The organism is Streptococcus sp. DAT741 (genome assembly GCF_009866825.1).
Taxonomy (GTDB): Bacteria; Bacillota; Bacilli; order Lactobacillales; family Streptococcaceae; genus Streptococcus; species Streptococcus ruminantium.
In genome coordinates this window covers 1,490,974-1,507,561 of the sequence record NZ_CP019557.1, presented here as the reverse complement: position 1 = coordinate 1,507,561, position 16,588 = coordinate 1,490,974, and the positions used below count along the sequence as shown (strand labels likewise).

15 protein-coding genes are annotated in these 16,588 nt (G+C 41.0%); 10 read left to right on the top strand and 5 right to left on the bottom strand.

The window, feature by feature from the left end; genetic code table 11:
* Window positions 1-135: 135 nt before the first annotated feature.
* From BZG42_RS07100 to tuf, 4 genes are all read left to right on the top strand, one after another.
* Window positions 136-639 carry an RNA polymerase sigma factor gene (locus BZG42_RS07100; protein WP_120171996.1) on the top strand — a complete coding sequence of 168 codons (504 nt, stop codon included), beginning with the start codon at window positions 136-138 and terminating at the stop codon, window positions 637-639.
* A complete protein-coding gene (locus BZG42_RS07095) occupies window positions 620-1,591 on the top strand; it encodes an anti sigma factor C-terminal domain-containing protein (protein WP_024531548.1) in 972 nt (323 codons plus the stop codon). Before BZG42_RS07100 ends, BZG42_RS07095 begins: the two co-directional genes overlap by 20 nt.
* A gap of 127 nt (window positions 1,592-1,718) precedes the next feature.
* The gene (locus BZG42_RS07090; protein WP_155996320.1) at window positions 1,719-3,470 is read left to right on the top strand and encodes a glycoside hydrolase family 13 protein; all 1,752 of its coding nucleotides are present in this window, start codon (window positions 1,719-1,721) and stop codon (window positions 3,468-3,470) included.
* Window positions 3,471-3,592: 122 nt separating this feature from the next.
* A complete protein-coding gene (tuf, locus tag BZG42_RS07085) occupies window positions 3,593-4,789 on the top strand; it encodes an elongation factor Tu (RefSeq protein WP_024531546.1) in 1,197 nt (398 codons plus the stop codon).
* 185 nt (window positions 4,790-4,974) lie between these two features.
* Here the strand turns inward: tuf and BZG42_RS07080 are convergent, their stop codons facing one another.
* From BZG42_RS07080 to BZG42_RS07070, 3 genes are read right to left on the bottom strand one after another with little or no spacing between them, the layout of a single operon-like run.
* A complete protein-coding gene (locus tag BZG42_RS07080; protein WP_120171993.1) occupies window positions 4,975-5,166 on the bottom strand; it encodes a hypothetical protein in 192 nt (63 codons plus the stop codon).
* Window positions 5,163-5,381, bottom strand: a complete 219-nt coding sequence (locus BZG42_RS07075) for a helix-turn-helix transcriptional regulator (protein ID WP_024531544.1) — start codon at window positions 5,379-5,381, stop codon at window positions 5,163-5,165. Before BZG42_RS07075 ends, BZG42_RS07080 begins: the two co-directional genes overlap by 4 nt.
* A gap of 5 nt (window positions 5,382-5,386) precedes the next feature.
* Window positions 5,387-5,959, bottom strand: coding sequence for a hypothetical protein (locus tag BZG42_RS07070; RefSeq protein WP_155996321.1), 573 nt, complete (start codon window positions 5,957-5,959; stop codon window positions 5,387-5,389).
* A 293-nt stretch (window positions 5,960-6,252) separates the two neighbouring features.
* Between BZG42_RS07070 and BZG42_RS07065 the strand changes: the two genes are divergently transcribed.
* From BZG42_RS07065 to tpiA, 3 genes are all read left to right on the top strand, one after another.
* A complete protein-coding gene (locus BZG42_RS07065; RefSeq protein ID WP_155996322.1) occupies window positions 6,253-7,803 on the top strand; it encodes a YSIRK-type signal peptide-containing protein in 1,551 nt (516 codons plus the stop codon).
* Between the two features lie 107 nt (window positions 7,804-7,910).
* On the top strand, window positions 7,911-8,183 hold the full coding sequence (locus BZG42_RS09960) for a hypothetical protein (protein ID WP_178085286.1): 273 nt from the start codon (window positions 7,911-7,913) through the stop codon (window positions 8,181-8,183).
* 334 nt (window positions 8,184-8,517) lie between these two features.
* Window positions 8,518-9,270 (top strand): triose-phosphate isomerase, encoded by a 753-nt coding sequence (gene tpiA, locus BZG42_RS07055; protein WP_024531540.1) that lies wholly within the window; start codon window positions 8,518-8,520, stop codon window positions 9,268-9,270.
* A gap of 248 nt (window positions 9,271-9,518) precedes the next feature.
* On the opposite strand, the gene yidA is transcribed toward tpiA, so the two are convergent.
* Window positions 9,519-10,328 carry a sugar-phosphatase gene (gene yidA, locus BZG42_RS07050; RefSeq protein WP_155996323.1) on the bottom strand — a complete coding sequence of 270 codons (810 nt, stop codon included), beginning with the start codon at window positions 10,326-10,328 and terminating at the stop codon, window positions 9,519-9,521.
* A complete protein-coding gene (locus BZG42_RS07045; protein WP_155973915.1) occupies window positions 10,318-11,631 on the bottom strand; it encodes an HD domain-containing protein in 1,314 nt (437 codons plus the stop codon). Before BZG42_RS07045 ends, yidA begins: the two co-directional genes overlap by 11 nt.
* 99 nt (window positions 11,632-11,730) lie before the next feature.
* Between BZG42_RS07045 and BZG42_RS07040 the strand changes: the two genes are divergently transcribed.
* The 3 genes from BZG42_RS07040 (at window position 11,731) to BZG42_RS07030 (ending at window position 16,119) form a co-directional block, all read left to right on the top strand.
* Window positions 11,731-12,618, top strand: coding sequence for a sulfite exporter TauE/SafE family protein (locus BZG42_RS07040; RefSeq protein ID WP_155971372.1), 888 nt, complete (start codon window positions 11,731-11,733; stop codon window positions 12,616-12,618).
* A gap of 12 nt (window positions 12,619-12,630) precedes the next feature.
* Window positions 12,631-13,017, top strand: a complete 387-nt coding sequence (locus BZG42_RS07035; protein WP_024531536.1) for a DUF1934 domain-containing protein — start codon at window positions 12,631-12,633, stop codon at window positions 13,015-13,017.
* Window positions 13,018-13,434: 417 nt separating this feature from the next.
* Window positions 13,435-16,119 (top strand): cation-translocating P-type ATPase, encoded by a 2,685-nt coding sequence (locus tag BZG42_RS07030; protein ID WP_155996324.1) that lies wholly within the window; start codon window positions 13,435-13,437, stop codon window positions 16,117-16,119.
* The last annotated feature ends 469 nt before the right edge of the window (window positions 16,120-16,588 follow it).

Below are 16,588 nucleotides of genomic sequence, written 5' to 3'. Positions count from 1 at the left end.
TCAGCCTGTTAGGTGGATATCGGAATCTAGTGGGAGAATGTTTGGCTTTGCTCTCGTCTATTTTTGAAGGATAAAAAGTTATAATAGTAGTGTAACCAAATGAATTTTCTTTCGTTATATTTATGAAAGGAGGAGATTATCATCAAGCTGGATGAATATGAAAAAGAAATTATCGGCATTGCTGAGGAAATTTCCTACTACTTGCAAAAATCAGGCGCCACACTTGCAGATAGTCAGGATATTGCTCAGGATGTGCTGGTCAAAATTCTAGAATCTGATATTGTTCTTCCTTTTGAAAAACTACGAGCCTGGCTCTATCGTTCAGCAGTCAGAGCCTATATTGATAAATACAGGAGAGACAAACGCTACCATGAGTTACTACAGAAAGAATTTTTCAGTAAGCAAGCCATGGTTCAGTACGACCATGAGGGGTATGAAGACCTTTATCAGGCAGTAGCAGAATTACCAGACAAGTACCAACTTGTCATTGACCTATTCTATTTTCAGGAGATGAGTGTCCAAGAAATTGCTCATATCTTAGGAAATAGCCAGAGTCTTGTTAAAATCAACCTCTATCGAGGGCGAAAACAACTAGCAAAATTATTGAAAAAGAAAGGTTATGATGATGAAAACTTTTGAAATTGCAGCAAAGAGAAGCAAGAAGAAACAGTTGATAAAAGTGGTAGGTTTATCCATTATAGGAGTATTGGTAGTGACAGGAATCGGCATAAGAACCTTACAACTGTTAACAGCTAATCATGCTAATACAGTCTATAAAGAACATGAATTATTGACTCAAGTTGCTTACCCAAATATCGAATATTCGACCTACTACTACAAGGCTACTGGTATGTTTGCAGGGGCTGTTCATGCTGATCGCCATAAAAATTTAGCAGGGATTCCTGTGGCATTTGGTGATTATGAACATCACTATGATTGGATGGGAAGCTATCACGATCCTTCGCAGGACGGTGCTTCTTATAAAAAAGGGGGTGCGTATGATCGGCAAACCTGGACAAAATTGCCACTATTTTTCAATACCGATGTTTCAAACAGAGATAACACGGCCAACTCTCCAAGTAAAGAATTGGCGATGGTTAAAGATATGCCCAATCAGCTAGTAGAAGTAGCGATTACTTTTAACAAGAGATATAGCTATGCCGATTTGCAGAAAATGCTTCCAAAAAATTTGCAGCAAAATTGGTATTGGATTGGTACACAATCTAAGCAAGAAGCGCCTGATCGTATTGATCAGTTATTTGGACTGAGAGCAGAAGCGCTGCAGGTTGTAAAGCTAGATGATACATCTCCACAGGAAATAAGAGAACGAAATGCTTTGACACCTATGAAAGAATTGGTAGGGAAATACAAAATGTCTATTGGAGATTACAAGTTATCCAATGATCTTCAAGCTTTTTTAGACAAGTTTGGTCACACAGACTTTACCAAACAATCAGACATTGATAAAATGGAGTTTGCGGGAGTTATTTTGACAGGTCAGGCAGAGGATTTTGCCCAACTTGAAAATGCAGAATGGATATATGCATCTAGTATTGGATCTTCTACTCCAAAACAACCGTATCATAGGTGATGCACAGAGGAAAAAGCTGGCAGTGGTCAGCTTTTTTCTATGAAATTAGCTGCTGGAATAAGAGAGGAAAGCGTTTGCGCAACAAGTGAAAGAATGATAAAATGGATGGGTTAGGAGGTAGCAATAGATGACAGAACGAACAGCTCTTTACCATCGTCCCGATTCAGAGTATGCTTATCTATACAAGGAGAATCAGGTCCATCTTCGATTTCGAACCAAGTTTCAAGATGTCACCTCAATATGTGTCCATCATGGAGATCCTTTTATTTTCTACCAACAGGGATACCAATACCAAGCAGAAATGGAAAAAGTCGCTAGCGATAACCTGTTTGACTACTGGCAAGTAGAGCTTAAGACGGACTTTGGTAGATTACAATATATCTTTGAGCTAATCGGTAGGGATGGACAGAGACTCCTCTATGGCGAAGGTGGCCCTCTAGCCGCTTCAGAAGAGAAACTCCATTCATTCATGAACGGCTTCAAACTTCCTTATTTGCATGAGTTGGACAGATGTCAGGTTCCTGCATGGGTTTCAGGAACAGTTTGGTATCAAATTTTTCCAGACCGTTTTGCTAGAGGAAAGGCATCGGAAGCAAAGCAGACGTTTAGAGAGTGGAATCCAGACCTAGCGCCAAGTCCAAATGATTTTTTTGGTGGAGATTTAGCAGGGATTATCGAGCATCTGGATTATTTACAAGATTTAGGCATCACAGGTCTATACCTCTGTCCGATTTTTAAAGCGCCCAGTAATCATAAGTATGACACGAGCGATTATTACCAGATCGATCCTCAATTTGGCACGAACGAAGAGTTGAAACAATTGGTTTCCAAAGCTCATCAGCGTGGGATGAGAGTCATGCTGGACGCTGTCTTCAACCATATTGGTTACCAGTCTAAACAATGGCAGGATGTACTCGAAAAAGGGGAACATTCAATCTATCGCGATTGGTTTCATATTGATCGTTTTCCGTTGGTGGAAGAAAAGAACGGACAAGAATGTGTAAACTACCAGACCTTTGCTTTTCAAAAGGAAATGCCCAAGCTAAATACTGCACATCCAGAGGTAAAGGCCTATCTTCTGGATATTGCTCGCTTTTGGATAGAAGAATGTGATATTGATGCTTGGCGATTGGATGTTGCCAATGAAATTGACCATCAATTTTGGAAGGAATTTAGAAAAACGGTTTTGTCCATCAAGCCAGACTTATTCATTCTTGGGGAAATCTGGCACAGTGCCCAATCGTGGCTAGTGGGAGATGAGCACCACTCCGTTATGAACTATCCACTAGCTAGCGCAATAAAATCATTTTTCTTAACGGGAGAGTTAACAGACAAAGAATTTATAGCTTCGCTGAATAGCCAACGGTTTACCTATCGTCAGCAGGTGAGAGAAGTTCTCTTTAATCTACTGGATTCGCATGATACAGAGCGAATTAGTACGACTGCTAAAGGAGATAAGAATGCGATCAAAGCGGCTTTAGTTGCCCTCTTCTTTCAAGTAGGAAGCCCTTGTATCTACTACGGGACAGAAGTGGGACTATCTGGTGGAGAGGATCCAGATTGTAGGAAGGTTATGCCGTGGAAAAAAGAACAGCAAGATGAGGAGTTGCTGGCTTTTGTGACAAAGCTCATCCATTTGCGACAAACCTACCAAACGATCATTCAGAATGGAAAATTCTCCTTGGAGTCAACTGAAGAACGGCTATTAAGGATGACCTACACTAACGAAGACAAGTCCATTACTCTCTACTTTAACCAAGGGAAAGAACAGGTCAGTCTTCCCGATGGCTGCCTTGTCTGCCTAGCCAATGGTCTGATTGAAAATGGACAAGAGAAAAATCTCATGTCCAAGGGGGTAGCCCTCGTAGAACATGGATAAATTAAAAAACGATAGAAAATGCTTGCAATTCTGCTACAATTTGATAGAATAGTAAGGTAAAGTTAGACTGTATTGCCTACTGTCTATCTATAAAATATATTTTATTGGAGGCTTTTACCAAAATGGCAAAAGAAAAATACGATCGTAGTAAACCACACGTTAACATTGGTACAATTGGACACGTTGACCACGGTAAAACTACTTTGACTGCAGCTATCACAACTGTATTGGCACGTCGCTTGCCTTCATCAGTTAACCAACCTAAAGACTATGCGTCTATCGATGCTGCTCCAGAAGAACGCGAACGTGGTATCACTATCAACACTGCACACGTTGAGTACGAAACTGAAAAACGCCACTATGCTCACATCGACGCTCCAGGACACGCGGACTACGTTAAAAACATGATCACTGGTGCTGCCCAAATGGATGGTGCGATCTTGGTAGTAGCTTCAACTGACGGTCCAATGCCACAAACTCGTGAGCACATCCTTCTTTCACGTCAGGTTGGTGTTAAACACCTTATCGTCTTCATGAACAAAGTTGACTTGGTTGACGATGAAGAATTGCTTGAGTTGGTTGAAATGGAAATCCGTGACCTTCTTTCAGAATACGACTTCCCAGGTGATGATCTTCCAGTTATCCAAGGTTCAGCTCTTAAAGCTCTTGAAGGTGACGCTAAGTACGAAGACATCGTTATGGAATTGATGAACACTGTCGATGAGTACATTCCAGAACCAGAACGTGATACTGACAAGCCATTGCTTCTTCCAGTCGAAGACGTATTCTCAATCACTGGTCGCGGTACTGTAGCTTCAGGACGTATTGACCGTGGTACTGTTCGTGTCAACGACGAAATCGAAATCGTTGGTCTTCAAGAAGAAAAATCTAAAGCAGTTGTTACTGGTGTTGAAATGTTCCGTAAACAACTTGATGAAGGTCTTGCTGGCGATAACGTTGGTGTGCTTCTTCGTGGTGTTCAACGTGACGAAATCGAACGTGGTCAAGTTATCTCTAAACCAGGTTCAATCAACCCACACACTAAATTCAAAGGTGAAGTTTATATCCTTACTAAAGAAGAAGGTGGACGTCACACTCCATTCTTCGACAACTACCGTCCACAGTTCTACTTCCGTACAACTGACGTAACTGGTTCAATCAAATTGCCAGAAGGTACTGAAATGGTAATGCCTGGTGATAACGTAACTATCGACGTTGAATTGATTCACCCAATCGCTGTTGAACAAGGTACTACTTTCTCTATCCGTGAAGGTGGACGTACTGTTGGTTCAGGTATGGTTACAGAAATCGAAGCTTAATTCGATTGAGTTCCCAGAAATAACAATTATAATCAGACAAAAAGAAAACTCTCTACTTTCCGGTAGGGAGTTTTTCTGCTTCTTTTAGCACTCATAATTGCAGAAGGGAAAATTTGCGTTTAGGATGTTGATGTAGCTGGAATGGAAAACAATCTCCCAGAGTAAAATCAGGGAGATTGTATCTTTTACAATTTTTCAGGATTTTCAATAAAGGACCGAACAACTGTGCCACATTCTTTGCAAATCTCATGATAGAGAATTTGACCGTTAAAGGCTACCTTCTTTTCTGCACGAGTGATACTAGCATAACCATGTGGTTGTTTGCATAGAATAGCATTTGAAAAATCACAGAATGGGCAAATAAATACCTTGTTCATCTCGGCTCTCCTTTCTTTTTGAGTTGAAAGATTTCCTCAACCCGACAACCGAAGACTTCCGCAATTCTGAGGGCCATTTCGAGAGAAGGATTATAACGATTGTTCTCCAAATGGACAATCGTTTCTCGTCGCACACCAATTTCTTGAGCCAGTTCTTGTTGGCTTATTTTCTTTTTCTTTCGCCATTCTTTGAGGTTGGTTTCAATCTTTACCATACCAATCACCCACCACGCTTTTCAAAAATCCAGAAACCGATGTCAAAGATGAAAATCATAGTGGCTCCATAGATGAGGACCATGCCAGCATTCAGGCTAAATGGCATGAAGAAGGTAATGATACTAAGAACCATTAGACTTGACAGTACCAAAATCAGGGTCAAAGAAGCTGCCTTGGCTAGATTGATATAGAAACGATCATCAGCCTTTTCGTCGACTTTTTTGATGGCGAAGTAGAGGAAGAAGCCAACTAGGATCAGGAGACTGAGCCCAAGAAAAAGATGTTTGAGCCAAGCAGGGTTGGTATCTGGTGTGATTACCCAAATTCCTTTGGTATAGATTCCCATGGTAGTTAATAGGGTACAAGTATACAGTTTTTCAGTCAGTCCAAAATATGCTTGCTGCCTTTGGTTTGGTTGAATTCGGAAGAGAATGGACAAAAGAATGAGTTGTAAGATAATAGTAATGGTCAGAATCAATGGTTTTATCCACCAAGGGTTACTGTTGGGAGTGGCAACACCCAAAATAATCATGGTAATTGGAACTCCAAGTAAAGCTGAATTTTTATAGTTTTTCATGATAGGACCTCCTTAATAATTTATAAAAGTTAACTATTTATAACTTTTTGTGTTATAAATATATCACATATAGGAAATGTTGTCAAATAAAATGTTATTTTTTTATAACATTTTTGTAGCAATATAAAAATCATACTAGATGCCATGTAAGTTTTGTATGTTTTTTCTCTGTATTTTTATAAAGGGTAAAAATGAGAGTAATATATGTGCTAGAATAATCTCGTTATTGCTTTTGTGTTAACAATATTGTACGCGTCGTGCAAGACAAGATATATGAAAAAGGAGTTGTATTTATGTATTCTAATAGCGAAAAAAAAGAGAATGGTACCAAACAAAGTCGTTTCTCTATTCGTAAATTTAGTGCAGGCGTGGTCTCGGTGACTATCGCGGCCTTTTGGATGACAGGTCCCCTTGCATCCGCTGATACTCAGCCAGCAGCAGAAAACAGTACAAGTCTAGAAGAAATTGCTACTGAAAAAGGAAAAGTAACTGTTAAGTACTGGGGATTCCATAATGGAGACCACAATCCGCTTGAAGGAAAGAATGAGTCAGGTCAAATAGTTAAAGCCGAAGAGACCCTTGAAGACAAACTTGGGGAAACATATAATTTAAAAAATAAACGCCATAGTAAAATTACTGATAAAAATGATGTGGAATGGATTTTTGATTCAGCAGATGGTAAAGAAGAAGGTAAGTTTGAATCTTCAAAATCCCCAGTTGTTGACTATTACTACACAAAAAACTTTAAAGACGGCTCAGTAATCGTCAAGCATGTTGATGTAGATGGCAAACTACTGGGCAGCGAGATAGCTGTATCAAAAATGGAAAAAGGAGCTGCATACGATGTCAGCTCTAAAAGACTTCCAGAGTTTATCAAAGATAATAGATCCTATATCCCTGTTTCTAAGGGGCAATATGCAGTTGGTGAAGTTGGTGATGAAGGCAACTTAGTTAAGGCTAAGGATTCAAAATATATTGGTCTTGATCCGGCTAAAGGCAATATTATTCTGGGCGAACGGACCGTTACCTTTGTTTACAAATTCGATAAGGAACTTCTAACTCCATCAAAGCCATTGGATGATCTAAGCAAGAAAAAGTATTCCATCTATCATGGGATTGACGGAAGAACGGAAGGACCAAAAACCTTTGAAGGTACCGCAGCAGCCTTAGAAGAGTTCTTGAAGCAGGAGATGGCTTCTCGTAAAGACTACCCATATGTTGATCGCTTTGAAAAGGATGAACGAGTTCTCTTAGTATTTAACAAGTATAAGACTTTCATTGTCATTCAGACAAAAGAGGGTGAGGAGGTCAAACAAACTATCTATCCGTCCTATAAAGATCCTGAAAAACTTACCGCAGAAATTAAGCAATTGATGGATGGTTTCCGTAATGACTATCATGTTGAGCGTAAAGATGGTTTCGACAAGAATGAGACAAATGTTCCGACTGTTACGCTCGTCTTGACAAAAAATTCAGAGAAAACTAAGAGGGAACAGCTAGTTCAACCTAAAGCTGAGCAGCTATCTCAACCTAAGGTCGAACAACTATCTCAACCTAAAGCTGAGCAGCCATCTCAACCTAAGGTCGAACAACTATCTCAGCCTAAGGATGAGCAATCCGCTCAAGCTAAGGCTGAAAAACTAGTTCCGTCGAAAGGCGGGATGTTAGATTCTAAGCAGACCGAGCAGTCAGAAAGAACTCAATCTAATTCGCAAATCAAGCGCGAAGCTAAGACCTTGCCAAATACAGGTGAAGGAAGTTCAGCGCTTATGTTGGTCGGAGTAGGGCTAGGTTTGTTATCTTCAGCACTGGTTCTATTCAATAGACGTCGTCGCGAAGACTAAGAGTTAAGTTTTTCTTGGAATATGAATAGAAATCAAGGAACACTTGAAATTATCTGAACTGCCCCCAAAAGTTAGATACAAAATCTAACGATTGGGGTGCTTTTCTTATGACATTAAACGCTAACGATAAAGTTGAAATCTATCACTTAAAACAATTAGGTTGGACTTGGCCACAACTCAGCCAAAAATTTGATGTGAATAAAGCTCATCTACAATACTTGGTCCGACTGATTGACAAACATGGTTTAGACTGTGTTCAAAATGCCGTACTAAAAAAGCTGAGAGAATACGGTCTGATGGACGAAGCAAGGCTCAATAATATTTCTTGTCCAATTTTTTTAGGGCAGTATAATCTCGGTCTCCTCTTTTTTGTATTTTGAATGGTTTAAAGGCTCAGTCTGGCTGCTTTTATAGAGTAAATATTAAGTATGGGAATAATGTTTCTCATTTAATCCAGAAAGGAAAATCTGTTTTCTGAAAACGAATTTGTGTGTATAAAAGGTGAATTTTGCCCAAAGATATACCCCAAATTAACTGAGGGGATGTTTCTACTATTCATAATGTATCGAAAATATTGTAAAATTTTCTGAAAACAATCCTGTAAAAATCAGTGATATATGGTTTTCATGCCTATGAAGTGGAGAAAATCTTTAATCTTAGTCACATTTATGCTATAATAGGTACCATACAATAAATATAGAAGAGGTAAGTGAAATGTCACGTAAACCAATCATTGCTGGTAACTGGAAAATGAACAAAACGGCTGCAGAAGCACGCGAATTTGTTGAGGCTGTAAAAGCACACATCCCATCGTCTGATGTCGTTGAGACTGTTATTGGTTCTCCAGCTCTTTTCATTGAAGGCATGAAGAAAGGTGTGAAAGGAACAGACTTGAAAGTCGCTGCGCAAAACTGCTACTTTGAAGATTTCGGTGCCTACACTGGTGAAAATAGTCCTGCAACTCTTGCTGCACTTGAAGTGGACTACGTGATTATTGGCCACTCAGAGCGTCGTGACTACTTCCACGAAACGGATGAAGATATTAACAAAAAAGCTCACGCAATCTTCAAAAATGGTATGACTCCAATCATCTGTTGTGGTGAGTCTCTTGAAACTTACGAAGCCGGTAAAGCAGTTGAGTTTGTAGGTGCTCAAGTTTCTGCTGCTTTGAAGGACTTGACTGCTGAACAAGTGACTTCTTTGGTGATTGCTTATGAGCCGATCTGGGCGATTGGTACTGGTAAGTCGGCTACTAAAGACGATGCACAAAACATGTGTAAAGCAGTTCGTGATGTCGTTGCGGCTGACTTCGGTCAAGAAGTTGCTGACAAAGTTCGTGTTCAATACGGTGGTTCTGTAAAACCTGAAAACATTGCTGAGTATATGGCTTGTCCAGATGTTGACGGTGCCCTTGTGGGTGGCGCATCACTGGAGGCAGAGAGCTTCTTGGCTTTGTTGGATTTCTAAGATAGTCTGAGTAAGATGAGTCTTTAAGATATAAAAATGAGCAGCTTCAAAGGAAGTTGCTCATTTTCTGTTCTCATTGGGGAGAAAGTTCATCAAGATGATGGATACCTGATTGGGAAAAAGAAGAAAAGCGAAAAAATACAGAAAATATTGGAATTCTGTAACAGATTAAACCAATAGCTTTTTGTATCTTATCGGCTAGTTTTGCCCTGTACTTCCTATACCTGCTTGATATTGAGAATGGGTGGCTATTTTAAGACCCATTCTCTAAGTGCATGGGCCACGCCGCTCTCATCATTGGATTTGGTGATATACTTGGCAATTTTCTTTAGTTCAGAATTGCCATTTTCCATGACAACGGGAGCGCCGACAACTTCCAACATGGACCGATCGTTTTCCTGATCACCTATGGCCATAGTCTGATCCATTGTCAACCCTAGCTTTTCTGCTAGGTGAATGATGGCCTGCCCTTTATTGACTGTTTTAGGAGTAATTTCGAGGTAAAATGGTGCTGATTTGGCAACCGTATATTTCTCTGTTAGACTGGTCGGCAGAAGGGGGATAGCAGCATCAAGAATCTCTGGCTCATCAACCATCATTGCCTTGATGATTTCCTCTTGCTCCATTTCTTCCGGCGTACGGCAAAAAATGGGGGCACTAACCAGCATTGATTCGTAGACAGTGTATTTACCAATATTACGGTTAGCAGTATAGATGCCTTTTTTTGTACTCGCGTGCATAGGGAGATGAAGTCTGCGAGCAGCCAGTTCAATATCGAGATAGTCGTCATAAGTTAGTGTATCTTTTACAATATCTTCGCCAGTCGCTGCATCTTGGACCAGCCCACCATTGAAGGTAATTACATAATCTCCAGGTTCGGTCAGATTTAGTTGGTCTAAAATAGCGCGAACCCCCGATATAGGTCGGCCAGTCGCAATGACGATTTTGACACCAGCTTTCTTAGCATCTTGGATGGCTGAGAAGACTTCAGAGGTAATTTCCTGCTGACTATTTAGTAGGGTACCATCGATATCAATGGCAACGAGTTTAATGCTCATGTTGTTCTCCAATTATAAAATGATCGTTATGCACATGGCTGATAAAATCAGCAGTCTGTAGTGCAAAAATACCTGTCTCTCCCAACATTTCCTTAGGGAAATAGAAGCGGCTATCCCCATGTATTGTTCCAGATAGTGAATGGACAATCGGTGATAGGGAAGATAATTCAACTAAGGTATTATCCTTTCGATAAATCTCAATCTGTGTTCGTTTCTTTTTGGCATTTGGGCGATAAATATCATAAGGCAGGTCGAAATTATGATGGATAGCTGTATAATATTCTGGGTCAAAGCCAACATCTGCTACCAGACTGCGTAGCAAATCCAATCCTTCCTCTTCTTCTGTCTTGAAGGTGATAGATTTGAAGACCTTTCTGTTTATGTAGCGCTGTGCTAAGTCAGATAAAATACGATCTGGTCCATCAATCCATGACTGGAAGTAGGTATTCATCACACCATCATCAAGAGCGAGGTAATCAGCTAGTTGAACACGGCGTTCAAAGAATGGTAGTAGGCGTGGTGAAGTGCGAGCGAAAAAATCTTGTTCGCTTGCATAAAGTAACTTGGCACGATTGAGCAAATTTTGTAATAGAACTTCCATCGATCGGCTGGCAGGATGAAAATAGACCTGCATATACATCTGGTAGCGACTGAGGACATAATCCTCAACAGCATGCATCCCAGATTCTTTGAAGGCGATTCCGTTCTCGATAGGACGGATGACCCGTAAAATTCTTGTTAGGTCAAATTCGCCATAATTAGCACCAGTAAAATAGGAATCACGCAGCAGGTAATCCATACGATCGACATCAATTTGGCTGGAAATCAGTTGTACGACCTGTTTATTCGGATAGGTGTGACGGATGACGCTGGCAACCTTATCTGGAAAATGGGGAGAAACCTGTTTCAGGAGAGAATTGATCTCTGTTTCTGGGTTAGTGATAATGGCACAGGTCATTTCCTCGTGATCCGTGTCAAATAGACGCTCGAAGGTGTGAGAATAGGCACCATGTCCCACATCATGCAGGAGCGCTGCAACCATGGTCAACAAGGACTCGTTTGAATCCCAGATATGAGGATACTTATCTTCAAATTTTTGTGTAATCCGCCTAGCAATTTCATAGGCACCAAGGCAATGCGAAAAGCGGCTATGCTCGCCACCATGGAAAGTATAGGAAGTGGTTCCCAGTTGTTTGATGCGGCGTAGTCGCTGAAATTCTTTTGTATTGATGAGTTTGTAAATCAGTTCATGGTCTACATGGACGTAATTATGAACCGGGTCACGGAATACTTTTTCTATCATGCTTCCATTATAACAAAAAAGAGTAATAATTTCCTGATTTTTCTAAAATACAAGGATATTGATATGTACCAAAAGCTCTCTCTTTAGTATAATGGAGAAATGACAAATCAACTTATTTTACATGCTATCCAGTTCATTCTTGTAGGAATGATTGTCTGGATGATTTATCTCATTACATCCTATGCTAAACAGAATCATATCTCTCTTACTGAGAAATTCTGGACAGGTTTTGCCATCGGTTATGTGACAGACTTGTTGGATACTTTAGGGATTGGTACTTTTGCAACCTCAACGAGTTTATTGAAAGCCACCAAATTGATTAAGGATGATCGAAGCATTCCTGCGACCATGACAACCGCCCATATCATCCCGATTTTACTGGAAGCACTACTCTTCATTACTATTGTAGAGGTTGAAATGACGACCCTGATTCCTTTGGCGATAGCTGCTTTTACTGGTGCTTCAGTCGGGGCACGTGTCACTCAAAATTGGGACACCAAAAAAGTGCAACGTGTTTTGGGGGTTCTGCTCCTTATTGCAGCCGGAATTATGGTCTATCGGATGGTAACGAATCCGGGAGCAGATTTGGCGAATGATGTTCGCGGTCTGATGGGGTGGAAGCTCCTAGTGGGGATTGTATTTGACTTCTTTATTGGTATGCTTTTGAGCATGGGACTGGGTAACTACGCTCCAGAGTTGATTTTCTTTTCTTTGATGGGAATCAGTCCAGCTGTTGCGTTACCAGTAATGATGCTCAATGCAGCTATGATGCTCTCAGCAGGTGCCAAGCAGTTTATCCAATCAGGTCGAGTAAACTGGCCAGGAGTTCCAGGGATAATTGTCGGCGGTGTTTTGGGTGTTCTGACGGCAGCTATCTTTTTATCCAACTTAGATATCAATAATTTGAAAATTTTAGTTGTTTTCATTGCAGCTTACACAGGCTTTACCTTGCTTCGGGCATCGTTCGTTACTAGGATAAAACGTTAGTAGGAGGAAGACATGGAGATTCGGTTGCGAAATGAAATTGATTTGGATGGTCAGGTCGAAGTGGTAGATCAGCAATTTCAGGTGGAAGTTAGGGAAAAAGGAGAGCAACTTTATCTAATGTACACCAATGATGAGTCAGAAAAAGTCGTCATCAAATGTGACAAGGAAGAATTGGTGATGACACGTTTTTCTGAACCTAAGTCCATCATGCGCTTCATGTTAGACAGAGAAGCCATTGTTACGATCCCTACTCCGATGGGAATTCAACATTTTGTGACAGATACGAAACAGTATCGACTGCATCGTGAAAAACAATATCTTCGACTGCGATATGAACTAAAAGGCTTGGAAAATCAGCAGCGATTTGCTTCTTACAGGATGGAAATCTCCTGGAAGTAATTCCTTGTCAAAAAATATTCTTGAATTTCTCTGAGATTTTGGTATAATAGAGAACAAATCGAGGGAGTAGCTAGCGAAGCATAGCCTTTCATTTTATCTTTTATCATATCTGACGATTGAGGAAACTTGATTTCCTTATTTTCCAGCTTCAAATAATTTGTGATTATTTGAACTCGCCTTGCTTAGTTTCAGTTATGCATGGGTTATTGGCACGGGTTGTACCGTCTCATCTCCAGCCTTCAACAGTGTCCTAGGTTGTTGAAGCGAGTACTAAAAGTAAATTGAAAGACTGCCATTCGCGATATTGTCGTCAATCCGAATTTGTTTCCGGCAATGTATTAAATAGCGAGACTTGTTTTATTAAAACAGGTCTCTTTTTGTTGTTATGCAAGAAAGAGGCCGAAAAGGAGAAGGAAATTGTCAAAAGAACAAAAACGCGATTTGTTTTATACACAAAGCGAAGAGCAAGTACTGTCAAGCATGAACTCATCTTTGGACGGTTTGTCAACTGATGAGGCAAACAGACGTCTAGCTGATTATGGCCGTAATGAACTGGATGAGGGTGAAAAGCGTACACTCTTTGCAAAATTTGTAGATCAGTTTAAAGACTTAATGATTGTTATTTTGGTTACTGCTGCCATTTTGACGGTCATCACAGAAGGTTCTCATGGCTTGACGGATGCTATCATTATTCTGGCTGTTGTCATCCTAAATGCCGCTTTTGGTGTCTATCAAGAGGGGCAAGCAGAGGCAGCCATTGAAGCACTTAAAAACATGTCTAGCCCGATTGCGCGTGCCCTTCGTGATAACCATGTAGTAGAAGTAGACTCCAAGGATCTCGTTCCTGGCGATATTGTTTTGTTAGAAGCAGGTGATGTAGTACCGGCAGATATGCGCCTTTTAGAGGCCAACTCCCTCAAAATCGAAGAAGCTGCCCTTACCGGCGAGTCTGTTCCTGTTGAAAAAGACCTGACAGCAGTCTTAGTAGGAGATGTACCAATCGGTGATCGTGTCAACATGGCTTACCAAAACTCTAACGTTACCTATGGTCGTGGTCTAGGTGTCGTTACCAATACTGGTATGTATACCGAGGTTGGTCATATTGCTGGTATGCTTGCCAATGCAGACGAAACAGATACCCCGCTCAAGCAAAATCTGCACCAATTGTCTCAGGTCTTGACCTATGCAATTCTTGTGATTGCTGCGGTGACAATGGCTGTTTCAGTCTTTATCCGTGGAGAGGGGATTTTGCCAGCCCTTATGACTTCTGTTGCCCTTGCAGTTGCAGCAATTCCAGAAGGTTTGCCAGCTATTGTTACTGTTGTTCTCTCGCTCGGTACCCAAGTTCTAGCAAAACGGAACTCCATCATCCGTAAATTACCAGCAGTTGAGACACTTGGATCGACTGAAATTATTGCCTCAGATAAGACCGGTACTTTGACGATGAATCAAATGACAGTTGAGAAAGTCTATACTAACGGTCAGTTAATTGATGCTAAAGAAGTGCTGGAAGCTAGCAATACAACACTTCGTATCATGAACTTTGCCAATGATACAAAGGTTGACCCGACTGGCAAACTAATCGGAGACCCAACAGAGACCGCTCTGGTTCAATTTGGTTTGGATCAAAATTTTGATGTTCGTCAAGTTTTAGTAAATGAGCCTCGTGTAGCTGAGTTGCCATTTGACTCGACACGTAAACTCATGTCGACTGTTCATCAACAGGCTGCGGGGAACTTCTTTGTAGCAGTTAAGGGTGCACCAGACCAGTTACTCAAACGTGTAACTCAAATTGAAGAAAACGGTAGCATCCGGCCGATTACTGCTGCGGATAAAGAAACTATCCTTGCAACCAATAAGGAATTGGCTAAACAAGCCCTTCGTGTGCTCATGATGGCCTACAAGTATGTAGATGCTATACCAGAAATGGAAACAGAAATCGTTGAGAACGATCTAGTCTTTTCAGGATTAGTTGGGATGATTGACCCTGAGCGTCCAGAGGCAGCAGCGGCTGTTCGTGTCGCCAAGGAAGCAGGAATTCGTCCGATTATGATTACAGGCGACCACCAAGATACGGCAGAAGCGATTGCTAAGCGTCTTGGTATCATTGATCCAAACGATATGGAAGACCATGTTTTCACAGGAGCTGAGTTGAATGAACTGACGGATGAAGAGTTCCAAAAAGTGTTTAAACAGTATTCTGTCTATGCTCGTGTATCTCCTGAGCACAAGGTGCGTATCGTGAAGGCTTGGCAGAATGAAGGCAAGGTAGTTGCCATGACAGGTGATGGGGTAAACGATGCTCCTTCTCTCAAAACAGCCGACATTGGTATCGGTATGGGGATCACAGGTACAGAGGTATCCAAGGGCGCTTCTGATATGGTACTTGCCGATGATAACTTCGCAACGATTATCGTTGCAGTTGAAGAAGGACGTAAGGTCTTCTCAAACATCCAAAAGACTATCCAATACCTCTTATCTGCTAACACAGCAGAGGTGCTCTGCATCTTCCTTGCAACCCTCTTTGGCTGGGACGTACTGGAGCCTGTTCATCTTCTCTGGATTAACTTAGTAACAGATACTTTACCAGCTATTGCCCTAGGTGTTGAGCCGGCTGAGCCAGGTGTCATGCAACACAAACCTCGCGGTCGAAATTCAAGTTTCTTCTCAGGTGGCGTCTTGAGTTCCATCATTTACCAAGGTATTCTACAGACTATTCTTGTACTAGGTGTTTATGGTTTTGCTCTACTTTATCCAGAACATAGCACCTATGGCGAAATCCATGCTGATGCTTTGACGATGGCTTACCTGACCCTAGGTCTAATTCAGCTGGTACATGCCTTTAACGTGAAATCTGTCTATCAATCTATCTTTACAGTTGGTCCATTCAAGAATAAACTCTTTAACTGGTCTATCGTTGCAGCCTTCTTGCTCTTGATGATTACTCTGGTTATTCCAGGATTTAATACTTTCTTCAAAGTCTCACTCTTGTCACCAACTCAATGGTTGGTAGCTGTTATCGGTTCGGGTCTCATGATTGTGGTTGTTGAAATTGTTAAATTTGTGCAGCGCAAGATGGGACTGGATGAAAAAGCAATCTAATAAATAAGGGCTCTTTGTCAACTGTAGTGGGTTGATGAAAAGTCATAACCTAGAGCTTGGGACAAAAAGATTTTCAATTTTGAAAATCTCAATTATCAAGTCCTTTAGATTTATAATTGAACAAAAAAAGCGAACAAAACCAGTTTTCTGACAATCAGAATCTTGGTTTGTTCGCTTTTTATATATGAGATTGGACTATTGTCCCAACCTCTTTTTGGCTCTTTTGAATTTTTAGGAGACAAGCTAAAACGGTCTCTTTCCAGGCCGTTTTACTGATGCGGCGGCATATTGCACATCTGAGGTATAAGTCCTCTGCGGGTAGCTGGTAAGCAACTTTCAAGCCAGACTATTGTGAGGTAGCGGATTAAAACAGTTTGGAGAGAGGCCATTTTAAGTCTGATGTTAGAAACCATGCCCATCAGAGGAAGGAAGAGCAAAATCGTGGCTCTACGAACAGAAACATGATATT